This is a genomic window from Criblamydia sequanensis CRIB-18, from assembly GCF_000750955.1.
Classification (GTDB): Bacteria; Chlamydiota; Chlamydiia; order Chlamydiales; family Criblamydiaceae; genus Criblamydia; species Criblamydia sequanensis.
This window is the reverse complement of record NZ_CCEJ010000011.1, coordinates 78,776-101,262: the sequence shown is the minus strand read 5'-3', so window position 1 is coordinate 101,262 and position 22,487 is coordinate 78,776. Positions and strand designations below refer to the sequence as shown.

Genomic DNA, 22,487 nt, shown 5'->3' with positions numbered 1-22,487 from the left:
AAGGATACTAACAAAGTCGCTGAACGCATCTTGCTAAAAGATGGAGTGAGTTTAGAAAAAGCTTCTCAATCATTAAAAATTGAAGGATTTACTCAGCATGGTGTTAATAGAGCAATTCAAAGAGAAATTAATCCACAGAATATATTAGACACGTTAAAAAATCCTATCAAAATAAATGATATAAAAATTGATGCTTATGGAAGAGCTAGCCAACGTTTTATTGGAGCAAAAGCTGAAGTAGTTATTAATCCAGAAACTAGAAGAATTATCTCAGTTAACGCTACTTCTTCTAGAAAAGTTGATAAACTATTAAACGCAGGAAACAAATGAAACAAATTAAATTAAATGAAAATGAATATAAATATTTAATACAATCTGAATACATACCAAGTAGGTTAATAACCGTCATAAAATCATCAAATAAAATTAATAAAGAAAAACATTTATTAAATATATCTGAAGATGATGCGGATCAACTTCGAGATCTTTTTGGTGAACAGCTTCAATTATATGGTTTTGATTTAAACTATAAATTAACCAACGAAGGCGAAATGCTTGAAAATTTAATCGATTTATTTTTCATAGACTGATTAATGAAAACATATTTTTTATAAAAATTGATTTTCCTATTATTGACCCGGATGGCAGGCTTTTTATATCGTACCCGTAGCTCTATATGCACTTTGAATTTTCTCTTCCTTATCTTGTGCCTCTAGTTACAGAAATACAGGCAGTGCTCTTGCAGGCTCCCTATTAGCTGCTGCCGTTCACGGTTTAAATGGTACCGGATCGATTGATCCGACAGTTCTTTTAAGTGGCGACATTTCCTCCATCGTCCATCAAGGATGCCTCGTCTATTCCTTAGTTGGCAATAGCGCCAAAACCATTGCTACAAGCGGCATGAACTATGCGCGCAATCAACTTATTGGAAGTGTGGTTTACAAATCGACAAAAAAAGCTTGTAATTGGTGTTCGCAAAAGCTTACCCGTCAGACGATCAACAAAGTATCCAAGGATACTAACAAAATCGCTGAACGCATTTTAGTTAAAGATCATCTAAATCGATTTCATCAAGCAGCAGAAAATTTAACTGAAATCGGACAAACTAATATTAGAAGTTTAAGAGGTTGGGCTAAAAGTAAAGGCTGGAGACGTTTTCCGAACGATGGAGGTCCTGAAAAATGGGGAAATCTTGAAACCCGAACTTGGCATGTCATTATTAAACCTGAAGCAAGTTTCAGACCAGGATTACAAAGTGGTAGTAACATCCCAAGATTTGATGCAAGAATCAATCATGGTCAATACATTAACCCATTTACAGGTAAGGTAGGAGGAAAGGAAGTGGGCACACACCTACCTTTAGAAATAAGGTATTAGGTATTAAATTTACAGAGATTTAGGCTTATGGCAGACAGAATTGATTATTTAATTGAAATAATTTTTGATGAAACCGCTCGAGAAGATGAAATTCATGATGCTATAATGGACTTAGGCAATTTTGATGACGATAAAGCTTTAAATGCATTGCTAAAAGTAGCCTCCTCGAATAGAAATGAATTTCTTTTAGATGCTTGTGGCGAATCCATTATTGAAATTTGGATAAGAAAGAATCAATTTGATTTTCTTGTTTATAGTAGATTTCCAGCAGCTGTAAGAAATGCAATACAAATGTATATAAAGAATAAAAAACAAGAATGGGCAAGATTCTTAGAGTCGTAATGTTACATCAACGCATAATGAATCATCAAAGCATAATGAATAATTTTTAAATAAAAATTGCTAGTAACTAACTCAAGACAATTTTAGTTTACGAGATTCCTATAAGGATGTTCAATGTTCGCAACTGTCTTTCATCATTTGCAACCGGTAAGACGTATCGCTATACTGCTTTTGGTGAAACCGACTCCTTCCTTCCTTAAGAAATCCTTGGAGATTCTCAAGCAAGCGTTTTGATGAAGAGTCAGGCCTCTATTATTTTGGAAGGCGTTATTAGCAACCTGACATTGGCCTCTGGATCCCTAACCCGGCAAGTTTAGACGAATTTTTAGTTAAAAATAATTTTAGTAACGCTTTTTTGGTTCATTACTCAAAGAATGATCTAATAAAGTAAATCCAGGAACTTACTGGATTTACTTCCCAATGTCTCCGCTACTGAATGACAGAGTTATTTTCCGAAGGGAAAGTAATTTCCTTTGGAAAAAAGAGTGAATTTTTTCTTTCGGTAGACGGGCTTAGAGTGTCAAAATTATTAAAAAATTTAAATTTTACAGACGGGAATGACGTCACGAAGGATAAAATTTTTTCTACAGCTTTTTTTTTGCTTTCATTCGAAAATAAATTTGCAATAGCTAACATCACAATAGCTCCTGCAATGTATGCGACGTGGCTATTTTTAATTCGGGATTTGCTACTTGAGGAGATTGCCACGGCTTTGGCAAGAGCGTCCCCTCTTCCTAATTTTTGAGCATAGTAACAATTGACAAAAGACATTAGAATGGGAGTCATTGAAGATCCTATTTATTTTTTTATGGAAAAAACAATAAGCAATAATAAAAATAAATGTCTTTTCATGACAAACATAATATTTATTTCTTATTAATTTTAGACCCTCTTATTTTCTTTGACAAAATCAAATTTTGAGAAGTAAAATCTCTCAAGTCTCTTATAAAAATCCTTAAGGAATTTTAAAATGAATTTGAAAAATGTGACCTCTTTTTTGATGGCCATACTACTACCTTTCCAAGTTTTTTCAATGAAAGCTAATGAAGCTATGATGCATGAAGCGCTTGACATCATTAAGCACACCTTTAAAGTACAATATGCTCCAAGCGATTGGAAAAAACAACATGCGGGCTGGGATTTAAACCGGGAAATTGAAAAAGCAAGAGACAAAATAAAAAAGCAAAGCAAAAATAAAACTTTGCCTCTAAAAGATTTTCATAAAATACTAAGAGATTTTTTCAATTCAACAAAAGACTACCATGTCGCTATTACCTTTTATTCCACTGAAATGGCTTGCCTTCCTTTTAAAGTGAAAGGAGCTGAAGGCAGGTATTTTATTACTTGGGTTGATAAGGATAGGATTAATGACCATTCCCTTGCAATTGGGGATGAACTCTTGGAATTTAATGGAAAGCCTGTCCACGAAGTAGTCACAAAACTAAAAAATGAAGAAATGCTCTCCTCCAATGAAGAAACCGATTATGGTCTGGCCGAAGTAAATTTGACTTCTCGGATCGGAGCCCTTGGGTTTAGCGTTCCAAAAGGACCTGTAAAATTAAAAATTAAACATAAGAATAAAAAAGCCTCGGTTTTAAATCTAGAGTGGGATTATTTTGATGAAAAAATATCTCCGCGTAAAGCCCCGATCTCTCAAGAAAATACCCATAAAGATTATATCCGTGAACTTATAGCAAAACCATTTGAGCTAGCCTCTTGGCCTATCTTAAAAGAAGCCAATTCTGATTTTGAAGAGGGGCCGCATGATGTCGGCTCTAAGATAAGCTACATACCCGCTCTTGGCAAAAAAATATGGGAAGCTAAGCAGTCCGCTATTTTTCATGCTTACCTCTTTGAGCATAATAACAAAAAAATAGGTTTTTTACGCATCCCTTCCTATCATGGAGAAGCCGAAGAGATTGAAGAATTTGAAACCTTGATCTCCTTTATGCAAAAAAATAGCGACGCTTTGATTATAGATCAGGTCAATAATCCGGGGGGATCCGCTTTTTATCTTTATGCTTTAGCTTCGATGCTGACCGATAAACCTCTTTATCCCCCAAAGCATAAAATGAGCATTACGCAAAGAGAGGTCATGCTGTCTTTGATTGTTTTGCCTATTTTAGAACAGATCCAATCCGATCTTGAAGCTAAGGAAGTAATAGGAGACACCCTCGAAGGCATCCCGGTAGATTTTGAAACGGCTCAATGCTTTATAAACTATTATAACTATATTATCGACGAATGGAATGCCGGAAGATCCATCACAAAGCCGTTTTCTTTAGCTGGATTTGACTATATCAACCCTCACCCAAAATGCCGCTATACGAAAGATATTCTTATCTTAACAAACTCGCTTGATTTTTCATGCGCCGATTTTTTTCCGGCTATTATGCAAGATGCTAAGCGAGCTAAAATATTTGGATCAAGGACTGCCGGTGCCGGAGGTTATATAGCTACAGCTGACTTCCCGAATATCTTAGGGATTGCCAACTACCGTTATACAGGCTCGATTGCCGAAAGAGCCAATTTAAAACCTATTGAAAATTTAGGCGTTACACCGGATATTCCTTATAAATTAACAGCCGAGGATCTCCTAACCGATTGCGAGCCTTTAAAAAAAGCTCTTTTAAAAGCAGTTGATGACTTGTTTATTAAATAGGTATTATCGGCCCGCCCAAAATCTTACTTGGCGGGCCAATTTAAGCTCTAAAATTAAAAAGCCAGTAGACTCATGAATAAAGAACCAATTAAAATTTATATCCTAGAAAACTGTTCCACTTGTAAACGAGCAATTCTCTTTTTAAAAGAAAACAATATTCCCTTTGCAGCCATTCCAATTAAAGAAACGCCGCCAAGCTTAGAGGAACTAAAGCTTATGTTGGATGAAAAAAACGGGGAAGTAAGAAAATTGTTTAACACTTCAGGGAATGAGTATAAGGATAAAAACTTAAAAGACCTTCTTCCAACGCTATCAAACGAAGAGGCTTTAGAGCTTCTCAATAAATCAGGGATGCTTGTAAAAAGACCCTTTGTTATTTCACCCAAGATTAAACTTCTCGGCTTTAAAGAGTCGGAATGGGATCAAGCGTTTTCTTAAAATTAGGTATTATTGATGTTTCCGAAAGCTTTAAAACCCCCCCCTTCCGCAAAAAAAGCAAGAAATGAAAGAGCCCGCGCTCTGACCATGAGTTTATTTTTCGGTATTTCCTCAAGAGTCCTTATTGTGCTCGTTGAAATGCTTGCCTATCTTTATTATGGAAGCGCCTCTCTTTTCATGGATGGTTTGGCCACAGCTATTGATATAGTGTCTTCTATTCTCCTATTCATATTTATAAAACTTGCTGTAAAACCCCCTGATAGAGACCATCCTTATGGTCATGGCCGATATGAGCCTCTAGCCGGAATGCAGCTTGGCTTTCTTCTTGTTGCCATAGGCATCGGAATGGGACTTCAGCAAAGTGTTGAATTAACTCATGATCAAGGGATGAAAGAAAATGCCAGGTATCTATTTTTAGTCCCTGTTTTTTGCATTCTTCTTCTTGAAGCCAGTTATCAATACATTTCTTATCAAGCCAAAAAACAAGATAGCCCCGTGTTATTAGCGGAAAGCTACCATTTTAGGATTGATTCATTAACAAGCCTTGTGGCAGCCATTGCCCTTTTTTCAGGGGCTGTATTGCAAAAAGAAATTATTCTATTTGATAAGATTGGCGCTCTTTGCATCAGCCTTATCATGGCTTTTCTCGGTTTTTCAGCCATACGGAAAAACGCAGAGCAGCTCATGGATAAAAAGCCTCAAGAAAAATATTTTAATATCGTAAGACAAGCAAGCTTAGATGTGAAAGGGGTTCTTGGCACAGAAAAGATAAGAATTCAGCAGTATGGCCCGGATGCCCATGTCAATATTGATATTGAAGTGGACCCTAAGCTTTCTGTTGAAAAAGCCCATGAGATCAGTCAGCGCGTGCGTTATGAAATTCAAAAAGAATGGCCAAGCGTCCGGGATGTCATCGTCCATATTGAGCCTTACTATGAAGACGACCACTAAGTTTCGCGTAAGAAGTATTCACTTCCGGGTTTCGACCTTCCCTTGAATAAAATGAGAGGAAGAATAAAGACTGCAAAACCGAAAACGGAATCAGCAAAGGACATCAGCATAAAATCAGAAAAGATCCAATTAAGGTCGATTTGCCGAAATAATTCCCTTTCATAGAAAAAGATCCGAAAAAAAGAAGAAGTAATTGAAAAATAGAAAGACATGATAGGGAAAGTTGAAAGGTTATCTTTAAAAAACCGTTTTTTTTGCTGATAAATTAAAAGAAGAGATAAGGAGAAAATAAATGAGGTCGCTCCTAAATGAGCTTGAGGAGCAAAAAGATCATAGAGGAAGCCCGTTAAAATCACAAGCGACAAGCACTCAAAAAGACTTAATTTGTAACACGCGATCACAAAAAGAGAAACGAAAACATCGATTCTAAATTTCGGTAAAAAAATGGGGAGTGTCATAAAAAAGAAGAAGCAGATAAAAAATACCGGCCAAAGTTTAACCCTATCGAGACTCAAAACTAATAGGCTCCGCTTGGATTAAAAACTTTATAGACAGTTTTTATAATTAATTTGAGATCCAAAAGAAAAGTTCTTGTATCGACATATTTTTCATCCATAGCAATCCTCTCATCATAAGAAGTGTCGTTTCTTCCTGAAACTTGCCAAATGCCCGTAATTCCGGGACGGATGGATAAAATTTTATAGGCTTTTTCGCCGAAGTAAGAAATGATTTCATCTTTGACAACAGGTCTTGGTCCTACCACACTTAAATCCCCTTTCAAGACGTTAAAAAATTGGGGAAGTTCATCTAAAGAAGTTTTGCGAAGAAGGTGTCCAAGCGTTGTTATTCGAGGATCTTTTTTCAATTTTCGACTATCTTCCCATTCTTTTTTAAGAAGCGAGCAAGAATTTAATAAATCAGAAAGCCGAAATTCAGCGTCGGCATACATGGTTCTAAATTTATAGCAGATAAAAGGCTTTCCCCCTCTTCCTATACGTTCTTGTAGAAAGAAGATGGGCCCTTTAGAGGTCAATTTAATCAATAAGGCAATTAACAAAAGTAACGGGGACAGAAAAAAAAGAGCGAGCAGACTAAAAGATAAGTCAAACACTCGCTTAATGAAAATGTGTTTAACTTTAAAACATTCCGTTAAGAATAAATCAGCTTTTTTGAGCTCGTCTTTGCAAGAAAATCGATCGGTTACTGTGTCTAGGTTCATTTTGGCTAAATGCTTTAATTTAAGGTTCAAATTTTTTTAACAGGAGAAAGGTTTCTTTGTAAAGATTAACATTTCCGAGTGATAAAACTATCCGCTATCAATCGCAAAGATTCCGTGTCTATACTCATTTCATCAAGGTATTTTAATCCTTCCGTCTGGTATTCCTTTGCCTTTTCAAGACTTTTTTCAACACCGAGAAGCGATACATAAGTAAGTTTATTATTGCTGACATCAGAAAGAGCCGTCTTACCAAGGGTAGAGGTAGACTCGGTTACATCTATAACATCATCAATGATTTGAAAAACAGCTCCTAAACACCTGCCAAAGTTTAGAAGAATTTGCAAGTCAGCGTCTTTCGCATCAGCAAGAATTCCTCCAAAAAGTAAAGAACAGATAATAAGAGCGCCTGTTTTCTTTTGATGGAGGACATTTAATTCCTCTAAGGAAAGCTTCCGTTTACACTCGGATTCCATATCCATCACTTGACCCCCTATCATTCCAAAGCCACCTCCTGCCTTAGCAAGATTTTGAATAAGAGCGACTTTTTTGTCGGATGAAACATCCGCCATCTTAGATAAAACTTCAAAACTATGAGTGAGCAAATAATCCCCTGCAAGTAATGCAATCGCTTCACCCACCTTCTTATGCAAAGTAGGTTGTCCGCGCCTTAAGTCATCATCGTCCATGCAAGGTAAATCATCATGAATTAAAGAATAGGTATGGATCATTTCAAGAACGCAAGCAGCATCCAACCCATAAGTACAATCTAAACCATAGGCCTCTGTAACAGAGAGCATCAAAAGAGGCCTTAGCCGCTTTCCACCGCCAAGCAAGGAATACCTTGCGGATTCAAATAATAGGGCATGCTCTTTAGAAGTTTCCGGGACAAGTTCTGAAAGCCTTGCATTAATAAGAGCTCGTTTTTCGTCTAAAGACATCTTTTTTTCGATCAACTTTTCCATAATACTTAAAAATTTATCATTTATGACTGATGCCCAAAAGGGGTTGATTTGAGAAGAAAGTTTTTTTACCTATTGAAATGTAATCCATCCCAAGCTGGGTAATTTTTTCAGGATTTTGCTGGTTTCTTCCATCAAAAAAGGCTCTGCCTTTCATAGAAGGAATAATTTTTTCAAAATCAAGAAATCGGAATTGCTTCCATTCTGTTATCAAAACAATCGCGTCTGCACCCTTAGCCGCATCCTCTTCTGATTCAGCAAAATAAATAAGGGGCGATGGTTCAAGGAGCTCTTTTGCTTTAGCGCTTGCAACGGGATCGAAAAGACGGCAAAAAGCTCCGCTTTTTTTTAGATCGTCGATAAGGGTCAACGATGGCGCTTCACGCATATCATCGGTATCCGGTTTGAAAGACAGCCCTAAGATAGCAAAAGTTTTTCCTTTAAGCCCCAAAAGATCGCTGAAATAATCTTTAATCTTCTTAAACATTTTTCTTTTTTGCCTCTCATTTGCGGCATCGATTGCAGATACAATATCAACCGGTATTTCATTATGCTCGGCATGAGCTTTAAAGGCCTTAATGTCTTTTGGAAGACAAGAGCCACCGAAACCTACTCCTGCATATAGAAAATGATAGCCGATACGATGGTCTGAACCTATTCCAAGCCGCACCTTATCAATGTTGGCATCCATTTTTTCACAATACTCGGATAGCTCGTTCATGAAAGAAATTCTTAAAGCTAGCATCATGTTTGCCGCATATTTGGTAATCTCGGCAGATTTGATATCCATAATAATGAGTCTTTCCCTTGAAATCATAAAGGGCGCATAAATCTCTCTCATAATTTCAAGCGCCTCTTCCGATTCAACTCCGATCACAACGCGATCAGGTTTTAGACAATCATTGATCGCATTCCCTTCTTTTAAAAATTCAGGGTTTGAAATGACCTCAAAAGGAATCTCAACTCCACGACTTTCTAAAATATTGGAAATGAGCTTTTTGGCATGTTCGGCTGTCCCAACGGGAACAGTTGATTTTAATACGATAATTTTTTTTTCAACCATTTTTTCTGCGATGGTTTCCAATGCGGCATCAAGCTGGGATAAATTAGCCGTCCCTTCAGCGCTAATCGGTGTATCGACCGTGATAAAACAGACAAAAGAGCGTGCCAAAGCCTCGTCGTAATCCGTTGAAAAATGAAGCCTTTTTGCGGCTTGATTACGCCTAAGCATTTCTTCAAGACCCGGTTCGAAAATAGGCACTTTTCCTTGTTTTAAGTCATCGATTTTCCGCTTATTGATATCGATGCAGATCACCTTATGGCCCATTTCAGCCATGCAAGTTCCTGTAACAAGTCCGACATACCCTGTTCCGACCACAAGAATATCCATTTTCAGTCTCCGAAAGGCTTAAATTAAAATTTTTTCTTTTAGCTTTAAAAGATTTATTGCAAAGTATACACAGGATTCGATTACTCGTGCCAGCTTAAAAAAGAGAGGTAATGGCCAGCTTGGTTGTATTTCTCTAAAATACTATTTTTATTGGAAAAGGCCTCCCTTTTATCTATGAGAAAATTGACTTTCATCATTTTACTTTGCCTATCCCTTTTTATTGAATTTAAGGGATTTTCAGATGAAGCCATTGAGAAAGAAACCTCCCCTTTAAAGCCTGTTTCAGAAGCGCCTTTTAATTTTCTCGATTTAAACATTGAGAATCTCGACAATTATTTTAAAATATCAACTATAGCCGAATTCAAAAATCAAAATATAAAATTACTAGAGGAATTAAAGACTCTTTTGCAGGAAGTGTCTCAAGACTCAAGTAAAATTTTAAAGCCCATCATCGAGAAAATTGCTCTAAATCTAAAATCCTATGAACAACTTTTAGAAGCAAAAACATCGCAGAAAACAGCCCCTCCCCTTATTTTATCAACCTATTCCATCGAAGAGGCCTTAACGATAGAAAGAACTATTCGAACGCTCGAAATCGAATTAAAAAATATTCAAGATGACCTTGTAGACAGTAAAGAAGAGCTCGCTTCTTTGCAGGATGCTTTTATCAAGCAAAAAAGAACTTATGAGTCTATCAAAGAACCTTCTGAAGCTAAGCTTGTCTCAGGCATTCAACTTTTTTTAGAGAAGCTTACTTTAGAGCTTACCCGATTGAAATTTATCAATTTAAATGAGAGGGCTCTTGAAAAAGAAAAAACGATCTCCCTTTTAGAGGCAAGTCTTAATAATGCCAATGCCAACTTATTCAGCACAGAAGAGCAAAGCGACGCTTTCTTTTCTAAACTTGAAGAGATAGAAAAAAAATGGATTTTATCGAAAGAACTTCTAAGGCAAGCTGAAGCTAAAGAAACAAGAATCCTCTCCGAATCCCAAAACGATGCTGAAACAAGCTTGCTTGCTTCAATTGAAGAAGATCGCGCTGAAATAAATGAAGCTTTATTACACAATCAAGCGTTGCTTGCCTCTTCTGAATATTATTTGAGTAAAGTCATTCTCTCAAGTCAATCCCTCAATTTGCAAGAGATTCGGAAAATCATCTACTCTAATAGAGCTAAGTTAAACACCATAAGAAAAAAATCGCTTGAATGGCAATTATTATCAGAAAGACAAATTCAAAGGCTTGGCGGGCTTCTCTCTCAAGAGCCGCTTGAAACCTCCTCTGAAGGGTTTAATCAAAAGCAGCGCAATATATTAAAAACCGCTCAAGATAACCTTCTTCTTATCCAAAAATTAAAGAATGAGATGGAAGACACTCTTTTTATAAATACCCTTTTAGAAAAGCAAGTTTCTTTAAAAAGCGCTGCCAGTGAGAGATGGCTCCAGGATATTTTAGATTTTGGAAAAAGAATTTGGAAATCTTTTCAGGATAGCTTTAAAAAAGAGCTATTTTATATCGGTAAAAACCCTGTCACGCTTTTAAATATCCTGCAATTTATCTTTATTATTTTTGCAACCATTTGGCTTTCAAGAATTGTTTTAAGAGCTCTAACCAATCTTGCCATCAATCGGCGAGGCATAAAAAAATCTCTCGTTTATCGTATTACAAGGCTTATTAATTATCTTCTCCTTGCTATCGGAATGCTTTTTGCCCTTTCGACTCTCGGGTTTGATTTTTCCAACTTCTTACTTGTTGCAGGCGCGCTTGGGGTGGGTCTAGGTTTTGGCCTCCAATCGATATTTAATAACTTTATTTCGGGAATCATTATTCTTTTTGAAAGCCATCTGAAGGTCGGAGATTATATCGAACTTGAATCGGGACTTAAAGGAGAAATTCGGGAAATCAATGTTCGAAATACCGTTATTACAGACAATGACGGCATTGATGTCTTAATCCCGAATTCTGAAATCATAAGCTCGAAGGTTCTAAACTGGACCATGAAAAGCCCTTACAGGCGTTTTCATATTCCCTTTAAAACAGCGTATGGAACAGATAAGGAGCTTGTTCAGAAAGTGGTTGTGGAAGCTGCTAAAAAAGTACCTCATACTCTTGCTAGAATTGGCATCCCGGAGCCTCAAGTAAGGCTTCTTAATCTTGGAGAAAACGGCCTTGAATTCGAGCTTGTGGTTTGGGTTTCAGAGCAATACACAAAACGATTCGGTAAAGCCTCTTCAGACTATCTTTGGGCTATTGAAACAGCTCTTAATAATGAAAAGATTGTGATTCCCGTCCCGAAAAGAGAGATTCACATCATTCATTCGGATTCCAACCATCCCCAGGATTCCAACCCTTCTGAAAATAATAAGTAACGACTTTCCAATTATTTTGATTGTCTTGTTTTAAGTTTAAAAGCTCATCGATCTCAATGCCTTTTTCAAATCGAGTCCTAAACGAGAACATCATATAAGTTCCTTTTGGAAAATATCTAGGATTCACATTTCGAAGCTGGTTAGTCATCTTTCTTGCAACCGGTTTCCCGTAAGGCAAACGTTCTTTATCAAGCGAACGAATCCACTCTCTTTTTGGGTAAAGCTCTTTAAAGATAGGCGAACTTTCTTCCCATGCCTCATCATACGCCTCATAATCAATTAGCTGTAAAAAAAATAAGCTTTCTTCCTTGCTCCTCGCAAAACTCTCTCTTTCCGAGGAAATAAGAGACCCTGATAACAAGAGAAAAAAGGCAAAAATAAATTTCATGAGCAAAATTTTCCATCAGATCCAAAACTTAAACTTAATCTTTTTTTTAAGTTACTGTCTAGATTTTATCATGGCAAGGATCATTCTTTACGAATTATTAAATAGATAGTAAACAAACAACTATTTACTTGGTTCAAATCAATATAATCAAATCAACTAATGTTAATAAAAAAAATTAAATGCTTTATCGAAAAATATTTATCCGATAAAGAATAAGAAATATCAATCAGACAAAAGAAAATTTTAAACTTTATTGATTACCAAGAAAGAAGAGGTTTAAGTTATGTGGGGCGATGATCCGCTTACAATTAACTGCGATACAGAACAATATAGAGCCGGCCTATACTTAAGCTCTAGATCCCAAGTCCGAAACTGGGGCCATTCTTTTGTAAGTTATCAAGAAGATCATTTTTCAAAGTTATTCCCGGAGCTTAGAGCTTTTGATGAGGGAAAAGACGTCCTTTCTTTAATAGAGAAAGGCGCAGAAAAATCATCCTGGAGCAATATTTTTAACCGTTCCCAAGACAAAAACAAGCAATTCAAAAATCTATTTAGAGAATGGCGTCAAAGCTTAGATGAGACGCTTGATAGGGTGCGTTATGACGAAAGGTGCTATCTACTAGAAAGGTTAAAGAAAATCGTTGAGCCCATTTTAAATGTTAATTTAGCTATCGTGAAGCTTAGGTTAATGGATGATAAGCTTTTTTCAGAAAAGACAGAGCTTGCTTTTAATCAATTTGAAAATCTTCTTAAAAAAGTGCTGGAAACTCCAACTATTGAACAAATAAGAAGCGGCAACTTTGAAAAAAAGCAATCTTTGCCAATTATTCCAAGTATTGCACTAGCAGCTTTAACAAGCCCTGTTTTTCGATCTTTAGCCCCTTTTGCCGTGACCCGGGCGTGCCTTCTTAATAAAAGACTGATACAAAATAGGATTTCCCGAAAAACGCTTAAGAAATCTAAAAGCGAAAGCGACCTTTCAAAACTTAGTTGCTTAAAACAAAATAAACCAAACTATTCTTGTTTTCCTCGCTTAGAAATGCCTGAGGTTAAACCTTTTACCTACCTTTTACCAAGTTTTGGCCCCAATTGGGAAGAGCATTTAGCGGCTGCTTTTAAAAAGCTTCCCGGATTAAAAGAAATAACTGCGGCAGCAAGAATTTGTGAGCAAACTCAAGTACTCTCGTTAATCACCCAATTTTTAAGAGATGAGACGGTTTTTGAAAAATTAGCGATCACTCTTTGTTCGCTAAAAGGTGAGGTTTTTCTAGCTGTCGTAAGCGCCTCTGAAGATAGAATCTCTGAACTTAATTTGTTGTTTAAGCACTTTAAGGAAAGAAGGCCCAAACTTGCCGAATGCAGATTTCAGAAATTATCTAAAGAGCTCGTCCTCTCTTCTAATTTTTTAAGAGACAGGATCGATGCTTATGCCGAAAAATTTAGATCCTTCTCCGGCAACAATCTCTCTTCGTTAGATTTACAAGAAATTTATTCTTTAAGACAGCATGTCCGTTTAAAAATCGAAACCTTCCATTTATTTAAAGACTTGTTTAAAGAGGTTCTATCCAAAGCTGAAACGCAGCATGTAATTCTTTTAGACTTGCTTCATGAACATGAAATTTTCTTAAAGCGATTAACTGAAAAATCAACACAAGAGCAAACAGGCGGCGCCCTTCTTGCTATCCTAAATCGCATCATTTTTGAAGATAGCCTCTTTGATGAAACTATAGAATTTATTGGACAATGGTCTATCTGCGGGATTGAAGACTACCATAAGTTTGGTATTTATGGAGGAATAGCTCTTAAGGAGCTTCCCCTTGATAAAAACGAATGCCAAGTAAGACTTATAAAGCTCGCTGCTGCAAATTTGGCGGCGGTTAATTTAGCCAGCACACAAGACTTACAGCAAAAAGAAATTTATAATAAAAAAGTATTGGCAAGCTATTTAGCAGATAAAAACATTCAAGCCGCGCTTAAAAAAAGAACGCTTCAAAATCTTCCTCTGATTTATTTTGAAAAAACTCTCGACCTTTTCGAGGAATGGTTTATAAGTAAACTTAGAGACTACCACTCTATCGGCCTGTATGGTGAAATATCCCCCCATCATCTTCAACTTAATAACGAAGAATACGAAACAAGCCTTAGAAGCCTTGCGATTGCAAATTTGGAGGCGATTGGGTTAAGTAAAACAGACGATCTGCAGCAAAAAGAAATTTATAGTCTGTCAAGCTTAAGAGGCTATCTCATGCAAGAGGAAATAAAGCTAGAACTTACAGAAAGGACAAAGAAAGTTCTGCCTTTAATATTCCTAAAAGAAACTATAGATCTGCTCAAAGTTTGGGACTTAGTTGAAATTGAAGACTTTCATGCGATTGGGTTATATGGAGACATCCCGCTTGAATCTCTGAAAATTGAAAAAAACGAATATGAGGAAAACTTTCGAATGCTTGCCCTTGATAATTTGGAAACGATGGGCTTAAGCAAAACCTTTGAGTTAGAGCTAAAAGAAATCTATGATAGGTCAGCCTTTGCGGAATATTTGGCTAAAACAGAGATAAAATCAACACTAACGGAACTGACACTTCAAAATCTGTCTTTGATTTTTCAAAAAGGAAGACTTTAGACTTGTTTCGAAATCCCTAACGGCTTTCGAAAGAAGTGTGTTTTAGACTTGTTTCGAAATCCCTAACGGCTTTCGAAAGAAGTGTGTTTTAGACTTGTTTCGAAATCCCTAACGGCTTTCGAAAGAAGTGTGTTTTAGACTTGTTTCGAAATCCCTAACGGCTTTCGAAAGAAGTGTGTTTTAGACTTGTTTCGAAATCCCTAACGGCTTTCGAAAGAAGTGTGTTTTAGACTTGTTTCGAAATCCCTAACGGCTTTCGAAAGAAGTGTGTTTTAGACTTGTTTCGAAATCCCTAACGGCTTTCGAAAGAAGTGTGTTTTAGACTTGTTTCGAAATCCCTAACGGCTTTCGAAAGAAGTGTGTTTTAGACTTGTTTCGAAATCCCTAACGGCTTTCGAAAGAAGTGTGTTTTAGACTTGTTTCGAAATCCCTAACGGCTTTCGAAAGAAGTGTGTTTTAGACTTGTTTCGAAATCCCTAACGGCTTTCGAAAGAAGCCCATTAAAAAAAAAGACTTTCTCGAAATAAACACATAAGTTACCTTCTTACTTTTTATTCTTTAAGGTTAACTTATGCAAGAATCAAACCTGGAATACACTGTCGGTAACCAATCCTTCAAGGGTTTTTTAATAACTCATGAAGGTCTGGCAAAAAAACCTCCTGCAATTCTTATCGTTCCCACATGGAAGGGAATGGACTCGTTTGCTATAAATAAAGCTAGGCAAGTCGCTAAACTTGGCTACACCGCTTTTGTCGCGGATGTTTTTGGAAACGGGAAATCTGCAGCAGATGAAAAAGAAGCCTTCAATTTCATTTCTCCCCTATTTGTAGATAGGAAATTATTGAGGGAAAGAATTCAAGGCAGCTTTGAGGCTTTAAAAAAATCTCCTTTTGTGGACCCTGATCTCATTGGCGCAATTGGCTATTGTTTTGGCGGATTAACCGTTCTAGAATTGCTTAGAAGCGGCTCTCCTGTTAAAGGCGTCGTTAGCTTTCATGGCGTCTTAGGGTATCATTTAGCCGATCTTGCGGCTACCCCAATTCCAAATGCAGAAAACATTAAAGCGTCCGCTCTAATTCTCCATGGGGATGAAGACCCCTTAGTCACAGAAGAAGACCTTCTTAACCTTAAGAATGAATTTAGAAAGCTCCATATTGATTGGCAGCTTATTATCTACGGCGGGACCGCACATTCTTTCACAAATCCTGATGCTCATGACCCTGAAAATGGCATGCTTTATAATCCTGAGGTCGACAAGCGATCTTGGAGTGAAATGCGTCTTTTTTTTATGAATGTTTTTAGAGGTAATGTATGAAAGACAACCTATGCGATAGACCCCTTCTAGTACTTTTCTTAAGTTATGGCGCTCTCATTTTGACAGGAGGGCTCATTGGTTATATTTTAAAAAATAGCATGCCTTCGCTTATCTCCGGAACGCTCTTTAGTTTCTTTATCTTTGCCTTATCTCTTTTCTATTGGAAAAATCGTCCTGTCGCTTTAAAGGGACTTGTAGTCATAGCTTCCTTTCTTTTTTTATTTTTCTGCTATCGATATAGCCATTCATTTCAATTTTTTCCTGCCGGGATGATGGCTATTTTAAGTTTATTTATGCTTGTAATGACTTACTTTCGAAATAAAACCCGTTGGCCTTCAAAACCCTTAAATCAGACTAAATAGCCAACTCTTATAACTTGTTTAAGAATAGTGGTAAGGCTTGCTAAATTTCAACACTGGCAAAGTTTTGAAACGAAGGCGCTTGTAATGAAAAACACCTCATTTTTAAATTATTGTTTTACAAGACAAAAAATTTTTCTGCTTAAATTAAATGATCTCTTCGGTTACAACAAACTTCATACTCAATTTAAAACAACCATTTTAAGTACTTGTTTAAAGCCCTGAAAAGCGTAGTTTTTGCCATTATATAGATATAAATAGGTTTCTAATTTTTTTGGCAAACACTTAGACCAATAATACCTGAAGCCAAAGTAAGTAAGAACGATCGGATTTCTTAAATTTCCATTAAGTAGCTTTCGATTTGGAGGTTTAAGAACCATAAAATTTAACAACGATATCAAGAACCAATGTGTTTCAAGCTTGACTTTTTAAATTGTTTTTTTAACCTAGGAGGAAAAATGGGTTCACCAGACAGTACAGCAGTTGGAGCTACCTTACCACCAAATACACTTGGCAGCTACATGCCCCCTATACCGCAAACGCCTAACAAGAGTACGGCAGGAGCAGAAGGGACATCAAATGGGAGAAAGCATAAACGCCGAAATAGAAACGGGGGCGGAACTAATTCTTCAAAAGACACTGAATTAAAAGTTATTGAAAAAGTATCACAGCCTGTCTTAGCTCAAGAAGCTTCAAAACCTGCTGTTACTTTAAATGCGGGTGAAAAAAGTAATTCTCAGGAAACATCATCTGCTCCAGTTGATGAGGCTTCTCCTAAAGATCCGCCTAAAGAAACAACCGAAAAATGCGTGACAGCACCAAGTTCTGAATCGTCCGTCCTTAGCCCCAGTGTAAAACTGTTTATGCAAGTGTTTCCAGACATTGCGAGTAACGCAAGTTTAGATGAAGCTTCTTTGAAAGATGCCTTATCAGCTGCCTTAGAAAGAGAAGAAGTGGAAGCTATAGAAGAAGAAGTAAAAAGCTCTTACGAATCTAGAATAAAAGAGTTGGAAGCTCAAGCTAAAGCTTTGGAAGAAGACAAAAAGGTTTTAAGGAACCAAATTATCAAGTTGGGAGAAGAAAGCTTAGGCAAAGCTTCAGAATTCTCTAAGGATCGTGAACTTCTTAAAAAAATTGATGCCGAGCTAAAACAAAAAATTTCTGAAAAGGAAATGCTTTTAGAAAAAATTAAAAACCTTGAAGAAGCTCAAAAGGCAAAATTTGAGGAGCAACAAGAAGAAATTAAAACTCTCCACTCAAAGCTTGAGAACTTAAAGGAGGTCGTTTCTCAAAAAGAAGGAAAAGAAGCAAACATAAGGCTTGCGCGTTCTCTTGTCACAACTCTTGGGGCAAGCTTAGACAAAATCACTGATAAGGAAACAGAGAAAGAATCCGATTCAGTAGAGCTAACCCAGGAAGCAGTTCGTATCATCATTCAAGACTGCAACAAAAAAGTTGAGCAACTCTATAAGTTATTGAATATTCAAAAAATTGACACTCTAGCTACCCCTAAGAGAACTTTTAAAGAGTGGCAAGAGTCTATTAAGAATGAACTAAATGATCTTCATAGAGAAAAAGGTGAATTAGAAGGTACTTTGGATTACATAAAAAGAAAGCTTGCAGAAGAAAAAGGATCCAAAAATAACCTTGAATTTAGCGATTTCGGAGATGCCAAAAAGAAATGGTCGACGGTTGTACAAACCATGATTGAAAAAAAGAAGAATTTTGAAGAATTCTTCTTAGCTCTTCTTGAAAAAGTTGAAAACGGCGAAGAGCGTGTGTCAGATGTTCCTATGAAAGCGATTAATTCAGTGTCAAATGCTTTAAAAGGTATTGGTTCTGCTGAAATAGCAAGTAGATTAGAAAAACAATTAGATACTCATAATAGCCGTTATAAATTATTAGAGACGATTCTATTGCAGTGGAAAGGTCTTGAAGACTCCTTAAATAGCCACGGAAATTTTATTTTATTCAACACTCTTGCTTTTGAAAAAACAGAATTTACAAAAGAAGTAAGGGAACAACTTGAAGAATTAAGAAAGCATTTCCTTGATTTTTCAGTTATAGAACTTCCAACTTTAAGACAAAGCTTTCTTATGATTTCGCTTCAATATGAAGTGGATTCATTAAGAGCTTTTATTGGGTTTGCGGCTCAAACAAGAAGGTATTTGAGAAAGATCGAAGCAAAAGAGCTCCAAAGTTCTTATCAACTCATTAAAGCCACTTTTGGTGAATTAATGAGGAAAAAGACTCTATTGATGCCGGATGTGGAAATACTAAAAAATGCCATCGAAGAGCAAGTAAAAAAATGGGAACTAGACCCGGTTATTCCGGAAAAAAGACTTGAGCAGATAGCGATCATTTTAAAAATGAACCCGGAACAAGTGAAAGGTATGTATTATGAACCCTATTTAGAAGAGCATCGTAATCGATCTCATCAACTGGAAGCGATCCAAAGCAACCTCTCTGAATATAATCAAACGGATTCCACAAAAAGCTTATGGATAGCAGTTCAAGAAGTCCAAAGGCTCCATGATGCTTGCAAAAGAAATGGGGAGCATATCACCGAGACTTGGTTTAATCGGTCTCCTTTAGTTGGCGGCGGCATCAGGGATGAAGAGATAGACCAGTGGTCAATAGCCTATCCTTTAGAGGAAAAAAAAGAAGCCGGTAAAGAAAAAGAAACTGAATCAAAAGGGAAAGAAAAGGATGCAAGTTTGCAGCGAAAAGGCAAATAAGCATTAATTATATAGGCACTTAAGGTTTTTCCTGAGTGCCTATTTGTTTTCTTCTTCTGCTTTGCCAAGCGTCTATTCCCCTCTCAAACATGCGATAAAAGCCTCTAAAGACAAAAAGACCAAAAAAGCACCCCATGATGGCATAAATAGCCCCTTCAAAAGTAATTGGAATGCCCAAGCGATGGTGGGAAAGAGCATTTTTAGATATTTGCGGATCGGCATTCAAAAAATAGGCAAAAGGACGACTTAGAGCCGAGCTATTTCTTAAAGAATCATAAGCATTTGAAAGAGCCTCTAAACGTTTCGACATGGCAAACATGATTTGCCCTTGCCTTTCAAAATCTTCATCTTTACTTGTGACAAATTTTGAAATGTACTCTTCAAGATCTTTGCTTGATTGTTTGGCAGCATCCCTCATTAAAGAAACTTGATAAGTCAGCTCATCGACATGGCCGCCAAGTCGTAATTGATACTCATTTACAAACAGCGGAAACTGGGCAAACAAAAGAGCACATATAATTACTGTAATAATTTCAAAGGCTTTTACTATTTTTTCTTTCATTATTTTATTCCGAAATACAGTTTATTCTTAAACCCTACTATAGCGAGTTGTACCATTTACAAGCAAAATTAAACAAAAAACTACGAAAAGTGGAGAAAGGTCTGCTTTGAAAAATTAAAAAAAATACCCTTGTTAAAAACAAGGGTACTTAAGGTGGGGCTTAATAAGACGAGTCTGACTTAAGCGATTCTTTATCAGTATGATCAGTTTCGCTATCGGTATCATCTTCGTCATCGTCATCGTCATCATCTTCGTCGTCATCGTCGTCATCATCATCGTCGTCGTCATTACTATTTTTGTCATCAGCCCCATAACTACTTGGGTTTGATTTATTTAAAGACGCTTTTGATGCGGCTTCAGTGTCCGGTTCTTTATTTTTATTCAAAGCAGGCGTTGGAATAATGCTGCCTCTTTGCTGTTCCATGCATCGAACAAAGTACTTAGCTTTTTGATGTTGAATATCATCTAGCATTAATTGAATTCTTTTATCATCGGTTTCTCCATGTTTTTTCATCACATCGGAGAAAACTTCAAATAAAGTTTCACGAAATAGCTTTACCGCCTCTTCTCTCTTAACAGGCGTCTTTAAAGGATTCGGATCTTTTTGAGAGGCTTTTTCTTCAACCTTTTTGATTACTTCCTGATCCTGATTTTCAAGATCGGAGATAATGCTTGCTCTTTCAGCTTGATTCACATCAAATTTATCGAGCGAATTTTTTACAAAAGGTTCAGGGAAATAAGACAACAATAATTCTCTTGAACATTCTTGCACTTCCTCAGCATGAGATGCATTAAATTGCATTGATTGCAAAGCCGCAACAAAGGCAATAGCAATAAGTCTAATACGTTTCACAAAACCTCCTACAAATTCTATGGTTAATCCGCTAATCTAAATGAGTAAGATTTTTTTTGGAATGACTATCCTTATCTCTTTTTAGATCGAAGACATAATTGCCATTGATATTCATTTTGTTCCAATAGGTAATCAAACATAGTTTCCATAGCGCCATCAAAACGCTCAACAGTATATTTTAGAACAGCTTCTTTAAAAGTAGTAAAGAGAACAACCTTAAGGATATCTAAGGATTTCTTGGGATCGAACGGATGTTGCAAGGGATTGGGGTTTAACAGTTTAGCCTCCGCTCTAACTCTATCCGGAATGGATGCTGACTGATATTTAATCTCTTGATAAATCGCATCCCATGTGCTTGTGTAAACCATTAAAGGATACATATCCAGGGCTTGAAATACGTCTTTTCTTGTAAAGAAGTTGCGTTCTAAATCTTTGAAACAAGCCGGAATGTCTTCATAGGCTTTAAGGGAGGCGCTAGAAAAAAACCCAAAAAAGCAAAAAGAGAGTAAAAAAATCTTAAAATTTTTTGAAAACATAAGTTTTTTCCTTTTAAAAAAATTTTAAAATCTAATTACCACTCTTTTTTTAAAAAAGATAATTAAATCTTAAAGCGCAGCTTTCACAAATTTGTTTATCTTATTAGGCTTGCTATTATTGCTGTCGCTTAAATCATCCCCTGTTTTACTTTCGATATATCTCTTTATGAGACAAATTTTATCAAAAGCATTTGAAGTTTCGTTCGCATTATATTCAACCTCGCTTTCCATTTCCTCTACTCTTTTTAATAGGTTCTTTTCAAGAATTGAAAGTTGAGTTTTTACAACATTTATAGCATTTATAGAGTCCTGAGAGATTTGATCTGCACAATTTTCTAAATGACTAATTTGTCGATTAAAACCTTTAAGAATATCAACGATAGTTTCAAGCTCGCTATCTAAAGTGTTCGATTTTATTTGGAGTTTTGCTATTTCCAAAGAAGATTTTGCAAATTTAGATTTTATTTCCTCTGATTCTTTCTCTTGACGTTCGATAACATCTTTTAGTAAGTTCCCGAGTTCAATAATAAGACCTAATAAGAAAATCACATGGTCATTTGTTTTGTTGTTTAAATTTTCTTTAAAAAGATATTCAATTTTTCTTCCTTCCAAATTTCCGCTAGAAGATTCCTCTCTTTCAAAACAAGGTTGTGGACTGACTACAGTTACGTGTTCAACTTTTTGCATCTTTTTTTCCTTAGGAATATAACATGAGCACTCAAGCAACGATTCTTAAAGGCTTCGTGGTTAAAATAAAAACTTATTAGTTTAATTTAGAGAGCCGCTTTCATTTTTTTGATCTTATTAGGTTTGCCTATATTGCTCTCGCTTAACTCTTCCCCTGTTCTACTTTCGATATATCTTTTTGTAAGACAAATTTTATCAAAAGCAATTGAGGTTTCTTTCGCATTATATTCAACCTCGCTTTCTAAATCCTCTAAGCGCTTTGCTATGTTCTTTTCGAGAATTGAAACTTGAGTTTTTAGGGTATTCATAGCATTTATAGAGTCCATAAAAACTTGATCCGGACCATTTTCCAAGTGTCTGATTTGTTGATTTAACCCCTTGAGAATCCCCTTTATATCTTCCAGGGAATCTTGAATAGCGGCTGTTTTAATTTGCTGCGTTCTGGAGGACTTTTCCAACTCAAAATTTATTTTGGCGATTTTTTTCTTATGGGATTCTTTGCAGGCGCTTAAGGCGCTTTCAAGACTTAAAATTCGATGAAATAAATTTTTAACAAACTCATTTTGCTCTTCTAGCCTAGAATCGTCTTTTACCTCTCTTCCAACCAACTTTCCAAAATTTATAGGATTATTCTTCTCAAAAAAAGGTTGCGGGCTTCTTTGAGCATCTAAAGATTCTGATTTCTGCATCTTTTTTCCTTTGCTTGGATAAACGAGGCAAA

Annotated in this window: 22 protein-coding genes and 1 pseudogene; 12 read left to right on the top strand and 11 right to left on the bottom strand. The window is 36.3% G+C overall.

Translation table 11 applies throughout. The annotated features are described in order from the left end of the window. The 4 genes and pseudogenes from CSEC_RS13255 to CSEC_RS11140 form a co-directional block, all read left to right on the top strand. Positions 1 to 330 (top strand): annotated as a pseudogene (locus CSEC_RS13255) (hypothetical protein); the annotation flags it as partial. Continuing rightward, entirely contained in the window at positions 327 to 590 is a 264-nt protein-coding gene (locus CSEC_RS11150; protein WP_041018557.1) for a hypothetical protein, read from the top strand. The pseudogene CSEC_RS13255 and the gene CSEC_RS11150, both read left to right, overlap by 4 nt. A gap of 310 nt (positions 591 to 900) precedes the next feature. Beyond that, entirely contained in the window at positions 901 to 1,377 is a 477-nt protein-coding gene (locus CSEC_RS11145; RefSeq protein WP_041018556.1) for a hypothetical protein, read from the top strand. A 27-nt stretch (positions 1,378 to 1,404) separates the two neighbouring features. Beyond that, positions 1,405 to 1,719: a hypothetical protein gene (locus tag CSEC_RS11140; RefSeq protein ID WP_041018555.1), complete on the top strand. Its 315-nt coding sequence runs from the start codon at positions 1,405 to 1,407 to the stop codon at positions 1,717 to 1,719. A gap of 429 nt (positions 1,720 to 2,148) precedes the next feature. Here the strand turns inward: CSEC_RS11140 and CSEC_RS11135 are convergent, their stop codons facing one another. Beyond that, positions 2,149 to 2,505, bottom strand: a complete 357-nt coding sequence (locus tag CSEC_RS11135; RefSeq protein ID WP_041018554.1) for a hypothetical protein — start codon at positions 2,503 to 2,505, stop codon at positions 2,149 to 2,151. A 184-nt stretch (positions 2,506 to 2,689) separates the two neighbouring features. On the opposite strand from CSEC_RS11135, the gene CSEC_RS11130 reads away from it, so the two are divergent. From CSEC_RS11130 to CSEC_RS11120, 3 genes are all read left to right on the top strand, one after another. Beyond that, entirely contained in the window at positions 2,690 to 4,381 is a 1,692-nt protein-coding gene (locus CSEC_RS11130) for a protease-like activity factor CPAF (protein WP_041018571.1), read from the top strand. Positions 4,382 to 4,453: 72 nt separating this feature from the next. Beyond that, entirely contained in the window at positions 4,454 to 4,819 is a 366-nt protein-coding gene (locus tag CSEC_RS11125; RefSeq protein WP_041018553.1) for a Spx/MgsR family RNA polymerase-binding regulatory protein, read from the top strand. 15 nt (positions 4,820 to 4,834) lie between these two features. Next, complete coding sequence (locus CSEC_RS11120) at positions 4,835 to 5,770, top strand: cation diffusion facilitator family transporter (protein ID WP_041018552.1); 936 nt, start codon at positions 4,835 to 4,837, stop codon at positions 5,768 to 5,770. Here the strand turns inward: CSEC_RS11120 and CSEC_RS11115 are convergent. The 4 genes from CSEC_RS11115 to CSEC_RS11100 all read right to left on the bottom strand — a co-directional run bounded on the left by CSEC_RS11115 (position 5,767) and on the right by CSEC_RS11100 (position 9,338). Then, entirely contained in the window at positions 5,767 to 6,228 is a 462-nt protein-coding gene (locus CSEC_RS11115; protein WP_154017695.1) for a hypothetical protein, read from the bottom strand. The genes CSEC_RS11120 and CSEC_RS11115 overlap by 4 nt on opposite strands. 59 nt (positions 6,229 to 6,287) lie before the next feature. Continuing rightward, entirely contained in the window at positions 6,288 to 6,989 is a 702-nt protein-coding gene (locus CSEC_RS11110) for a sugar transferase (RefSeq protein WP_079978056.1), read from the bottom strand. A 65-nt stretch (positions 6,990 to 7,054) separates the two neighbouring features. After that, positions 7,055 to 7,951: a polyprenyl synthetase family protein gene (locus CSEC_RS11105; protein ID WP_053332024.1), complete on the bottom strand. Its 897-nt coding sequence runs from the start codon at positions 7,949 to 7,951 to the stop codon at positions 7,055 to 7,057. A gap of 16 nt (positions 7,952 to 7,967) precedes the next feature. Beyond that, complete coding sequence (locus tag CSEC_RS11100; protein WP_053332023.1) at positions 7,968 to 9,338, bottom strand: UDP-glucose dehydrogenase family protein; 1,371 nt, start codon at positions 9,336 to 9,338, stop codon at positions 7,968 to 7,970. Positions 9,339 to 9,512: 174 nt separating this feature from the next. On the opposite strand from CSEC_RS11100, the gene CSEC_RS12830 reads away from it, so the two are divergent. Then, positions 9,513 to 11,705, top strand: a complete 2,193-nt coding sequence (locus CSEC_RS12830; protein WP_053332022.1) for a mechanosensitive ion channel domain-containing protein — start codon at positions 9,513 to 9,515, stop codon at positions 11,703 to 11,705. Here the strand turns inward: CSEC_RS12830 and CSEC_RS11090 are convergent. After that, entirely contained in the window at positions 11,647 to 12,093 is a 447-nt protein-coding gene (locus CSEC_RS11090) for a DUF4019 domain-containing protein (protein WP_041018550.1), read from the bottom strand. The genes CSEC_RS12830 and CSEC_RS11090 overlap by 59 nt on opposite strands. A 283-nt stretch (positions 12,094 to 12,376) precedes the next feature. On the opposite strand from CSEC_RS11090, the gene CSEC_RS11085 reads away from it, so the two are divergent. The 4 genes from CSEC_RS11085 (at position 12,377) to CSEC_RS11070 (ending at position 19,128) form a co-directional block, all read left to right on the top strand. Beyond that, positions 12,377 to 14,716: a hypothetical protein gene (locus CSEC_RS11085; RefSeq protein ID WP_041018549.1), complete on the top strand. Its 2,340-nt coding sequence runs from the start codon at positions 12,377 to 12,379 to the stop codon at positions 14,714 to 14,716. Between the two features lie 571 nt (positions 14,717 to 15,287). Next, entirely contained in the window at positions 15,288 to 16,031 is a 744-nt protein-coding gene (locus tag CSEC_RS11080) for a dienelactone hydrolase family protein (RefSeq protein ID WP_041018548.1), read from the top strand. Next, the gene (locus CSEC_RS11075; protein ID WP_041018547.1) at positions 16,028 to 16,393 is read left to right on the top strand and encodes a TMEM14 family protein; all 366 of its coding nucleotides are present in this window, start codon (positions 16,028 to 16,030) and stop codon (positions 16,391 to 16,393) included. The genes CSEC_RS11080 and CSEC_RS11075 overlap by 4 nt, the downstream gene beginning before the upstream one ends. A 455-nt stretch (positions 16,394 to 16,848) precedes the next feature. Further along, entirely contained in the window at positions 16,849 to 19,128 is a 2,280-nt protein-coding gene (locus CSEC_RS11070) for a hypothetical protein (RefSeq protein WP_041018546.1), read from the top strand. A gap of 19 nt (positions 19,129 to 19,147) precedes the next feature. Here the strand turns inward: CSEC_RS11070 and CSEC_RS11065 are convergent, their stop codons facing one another. The 5 genes from CSEC_RS11065 to CSEC_RS11045 form a co-directional block, all read right to left on the bottom strand. Beyond that, complete coding sequence (locus CSEC_RS11065) at positions 19,148 to 19,690, bottom strand: DUF2937 family protein (RefSeq protein ID WP_041018545.1); 543 nt, start codon at positions 19,688 to 19,690, stop codon at positions 19,148 to 19,150. 160 nt (positions 19,691 to 19,850) lie between these two features. Further along, a complete protein-coding gene (locus tag CSEC_RS13390; protein WP_053332021.1) occupies positions 19,851 to 20,543 on the bottom strand; it encodes a hypothetical protein in 693 nt (230 codons plus the stop codon). A gap of 71 nt (positions 20,544 to 20,614) precedes the next feature. Continuing rightward, entirely contained in the window at positions 20,615 to 21,079 is a 465-nt protein-coding gene (locus CSEC_RS11055; protein ID WP_041018544.1) for a hypothetical protein, read from the bottom strand. 69 nt (positions 21,080 to 21,148) lie between these two features. Further along, the gene (locus tag CSEC_RS11050; protein ID WP_041018543.1) at positions 21,149 to 21,766 is read right to left on the bottom strand and encodes a hypothetical protein; all 618 of its coding nucleotides are present in this window, start codon (positions 21,764 to 21,766) and stop codon (positions 21,149 to 21,151) included. Positions 21,767 to 21,852: 86 nt separating this feature from the next. After that, on the bottom strand, positions 21,853 to 22,455 hold the full coding sequence (locus tag CSEC_RS11045; RefSeq protein ID WP_041018542.1) for a hypothetical protein: 603 nt from the start codon (positions 22,453 to 22,455) through the stop codon (positions 21,853 to 21,855). Positions 22,456 to 22,487 lie beyond the last annotated feature (32 nt).

Bases quoted from the DNA above. Each gene is read 5' to 3' on its own strand.
- CSEC_RS11150 (WP_041018557.1), top strand. From the start codon at position 327: ATGAAACAAATTAAATTAAATGAAAATGAATATAAATATTTAATACAA.
- CSEC_RS11055 (WP_041018544.1), bottom strand. From the start codon at position 21,079: ATGTTTTCAAAAAATTTTAAGATTTTTTTACTCTCTTTTTGCTTTTTT.
- CSEC_RS11145 (WP_041018556.1), top strand. From the start codon at position 901: ATGAACTATGCGCGCAATCAACTTATTGGAAGTGTGGTTTACAAATCG.
- CSEC_RS11110 (WP_079978056.1), bottom strand. From the start codon at position 6,989: ATGAACCTAGACACAGTAACCGATCGATTTTCTTGCAAAGACGAGCTC.
- CSEC_RS11070 (WP_041018546.1), top strand. From the start codon at position 16,849: ATGGGTTCACCAGACAGTACAGCAGTTGGAGCTACCTTACCACCAAAT.
- CSEC_RS11065 (WP_041018545.1), bottom strand. From the start codon at position 19,690: ATGAAAGAAAAAATAGTAAAAGCCTTTGAAATTATTACAGTAATTATA.
- CSEC_RS11050 (WP_041018543.1), bottom strand. From the start codon at position 21,766: ATGCAAAAAGTTGAACACGTAACTGTAGTCAGTCCACAACCTTGTTTT.
- CSEC_RS11100 (WP_053332023.1), bottom strand. From the start codon at position 9,338: ATGGATATTCTTGTGGTCGGAACAGGGTATGTCGGACTTGTTACAGGA.
- CSEC_RS11135 (WP_041018554.1), bottom strand. From the start codon at position 2,505: ATGACTCCCATTCTAATGTCTTTTGTCAATTGTTACTATGCTCAAAAA.
- CSEC_RS11075 (WP_041018547.1), top strand. From the start codon at position 16,028: ATGAAAGACAACCTATGCGATAGACCCCTTCTAGTACTTTTCTTAAGT.
- CSEC_RS11125 (WP_041018553.1), top strand. From the start codon at position 4,454: ATGAATAAAGAACCAATTAAAATTTATATCCTAGAAAACTGTTCCACT.
- CSEC_RS11080 (WP_041018548.1), top strand. From the start codon at position 15,288: ATGCAAGAATCAAACCTGGAATACACTGTCGGTAACCAATCCTTCAAG.
- CSEC_RS11085 (WP_041018549.1), top strand. From the start codon at position 12,377: ATGTGGGGCGATGATCCGCTTACAATTAACTGCGATACAGAACAATAT.
- CSEC_RS11045 (WP_041018542.1), bottom strand. From the start codon at position 22,455: ATGCAGAAATCAGAATCTTTAGATGCTCAAAGAAGCCCGCAACCTTTT.
- CSEC_RS11105 (WP_053332024.1), bottom strand. From the start codon at position 7,951: ATGGAAAAGTTGATCGAAAAAAAGATGTCTTTAGACGAAAAACGAGCT.
- CSEC_RS11090 (WP_041018550.1), bottom strand. From the start codon at position 12,093: ATGAAATTTATTTTTGCCTTTTTTCTCTTGTTATCAGGGTCTCTTATT.
- CSEC_RS11130 (WP_041018571.1), top strand. From the start codon at position 2,690: ATGAATTTGAAAAATGTGACCTCTTTTTTGATGGCCATACTACTACCT.
- CSEC_RS11120 (WP_041018552.1), top strand. From the start codon at position 4,835: ATGTTTCCGAAAGCTTTAAAACCCCCCCCTTCCGCAAAAAAAGCAAGA.
- CSEC_RS11140 (WP_041018555.1), top strand. From the start codon at position 1,405: ATGGCAGACAGAATTGATTATTTAATTGAAATAATTTTTGATGAAACC.
- CSEC_RS11115 (WP_154017695.1), bottom strand. From the start codon at position 6,228: ATGACACTCCCCATTTTTTTACCGAAATTTAGAATCGATGTTTTCGTT.
- CSEC_RS12830 (WP_053332022.1), top strand. From the start codon at position 9,513: ATGAGAAAATTGACTTTCATCATTTTACTTTGCCTATCCCTTTTTATT.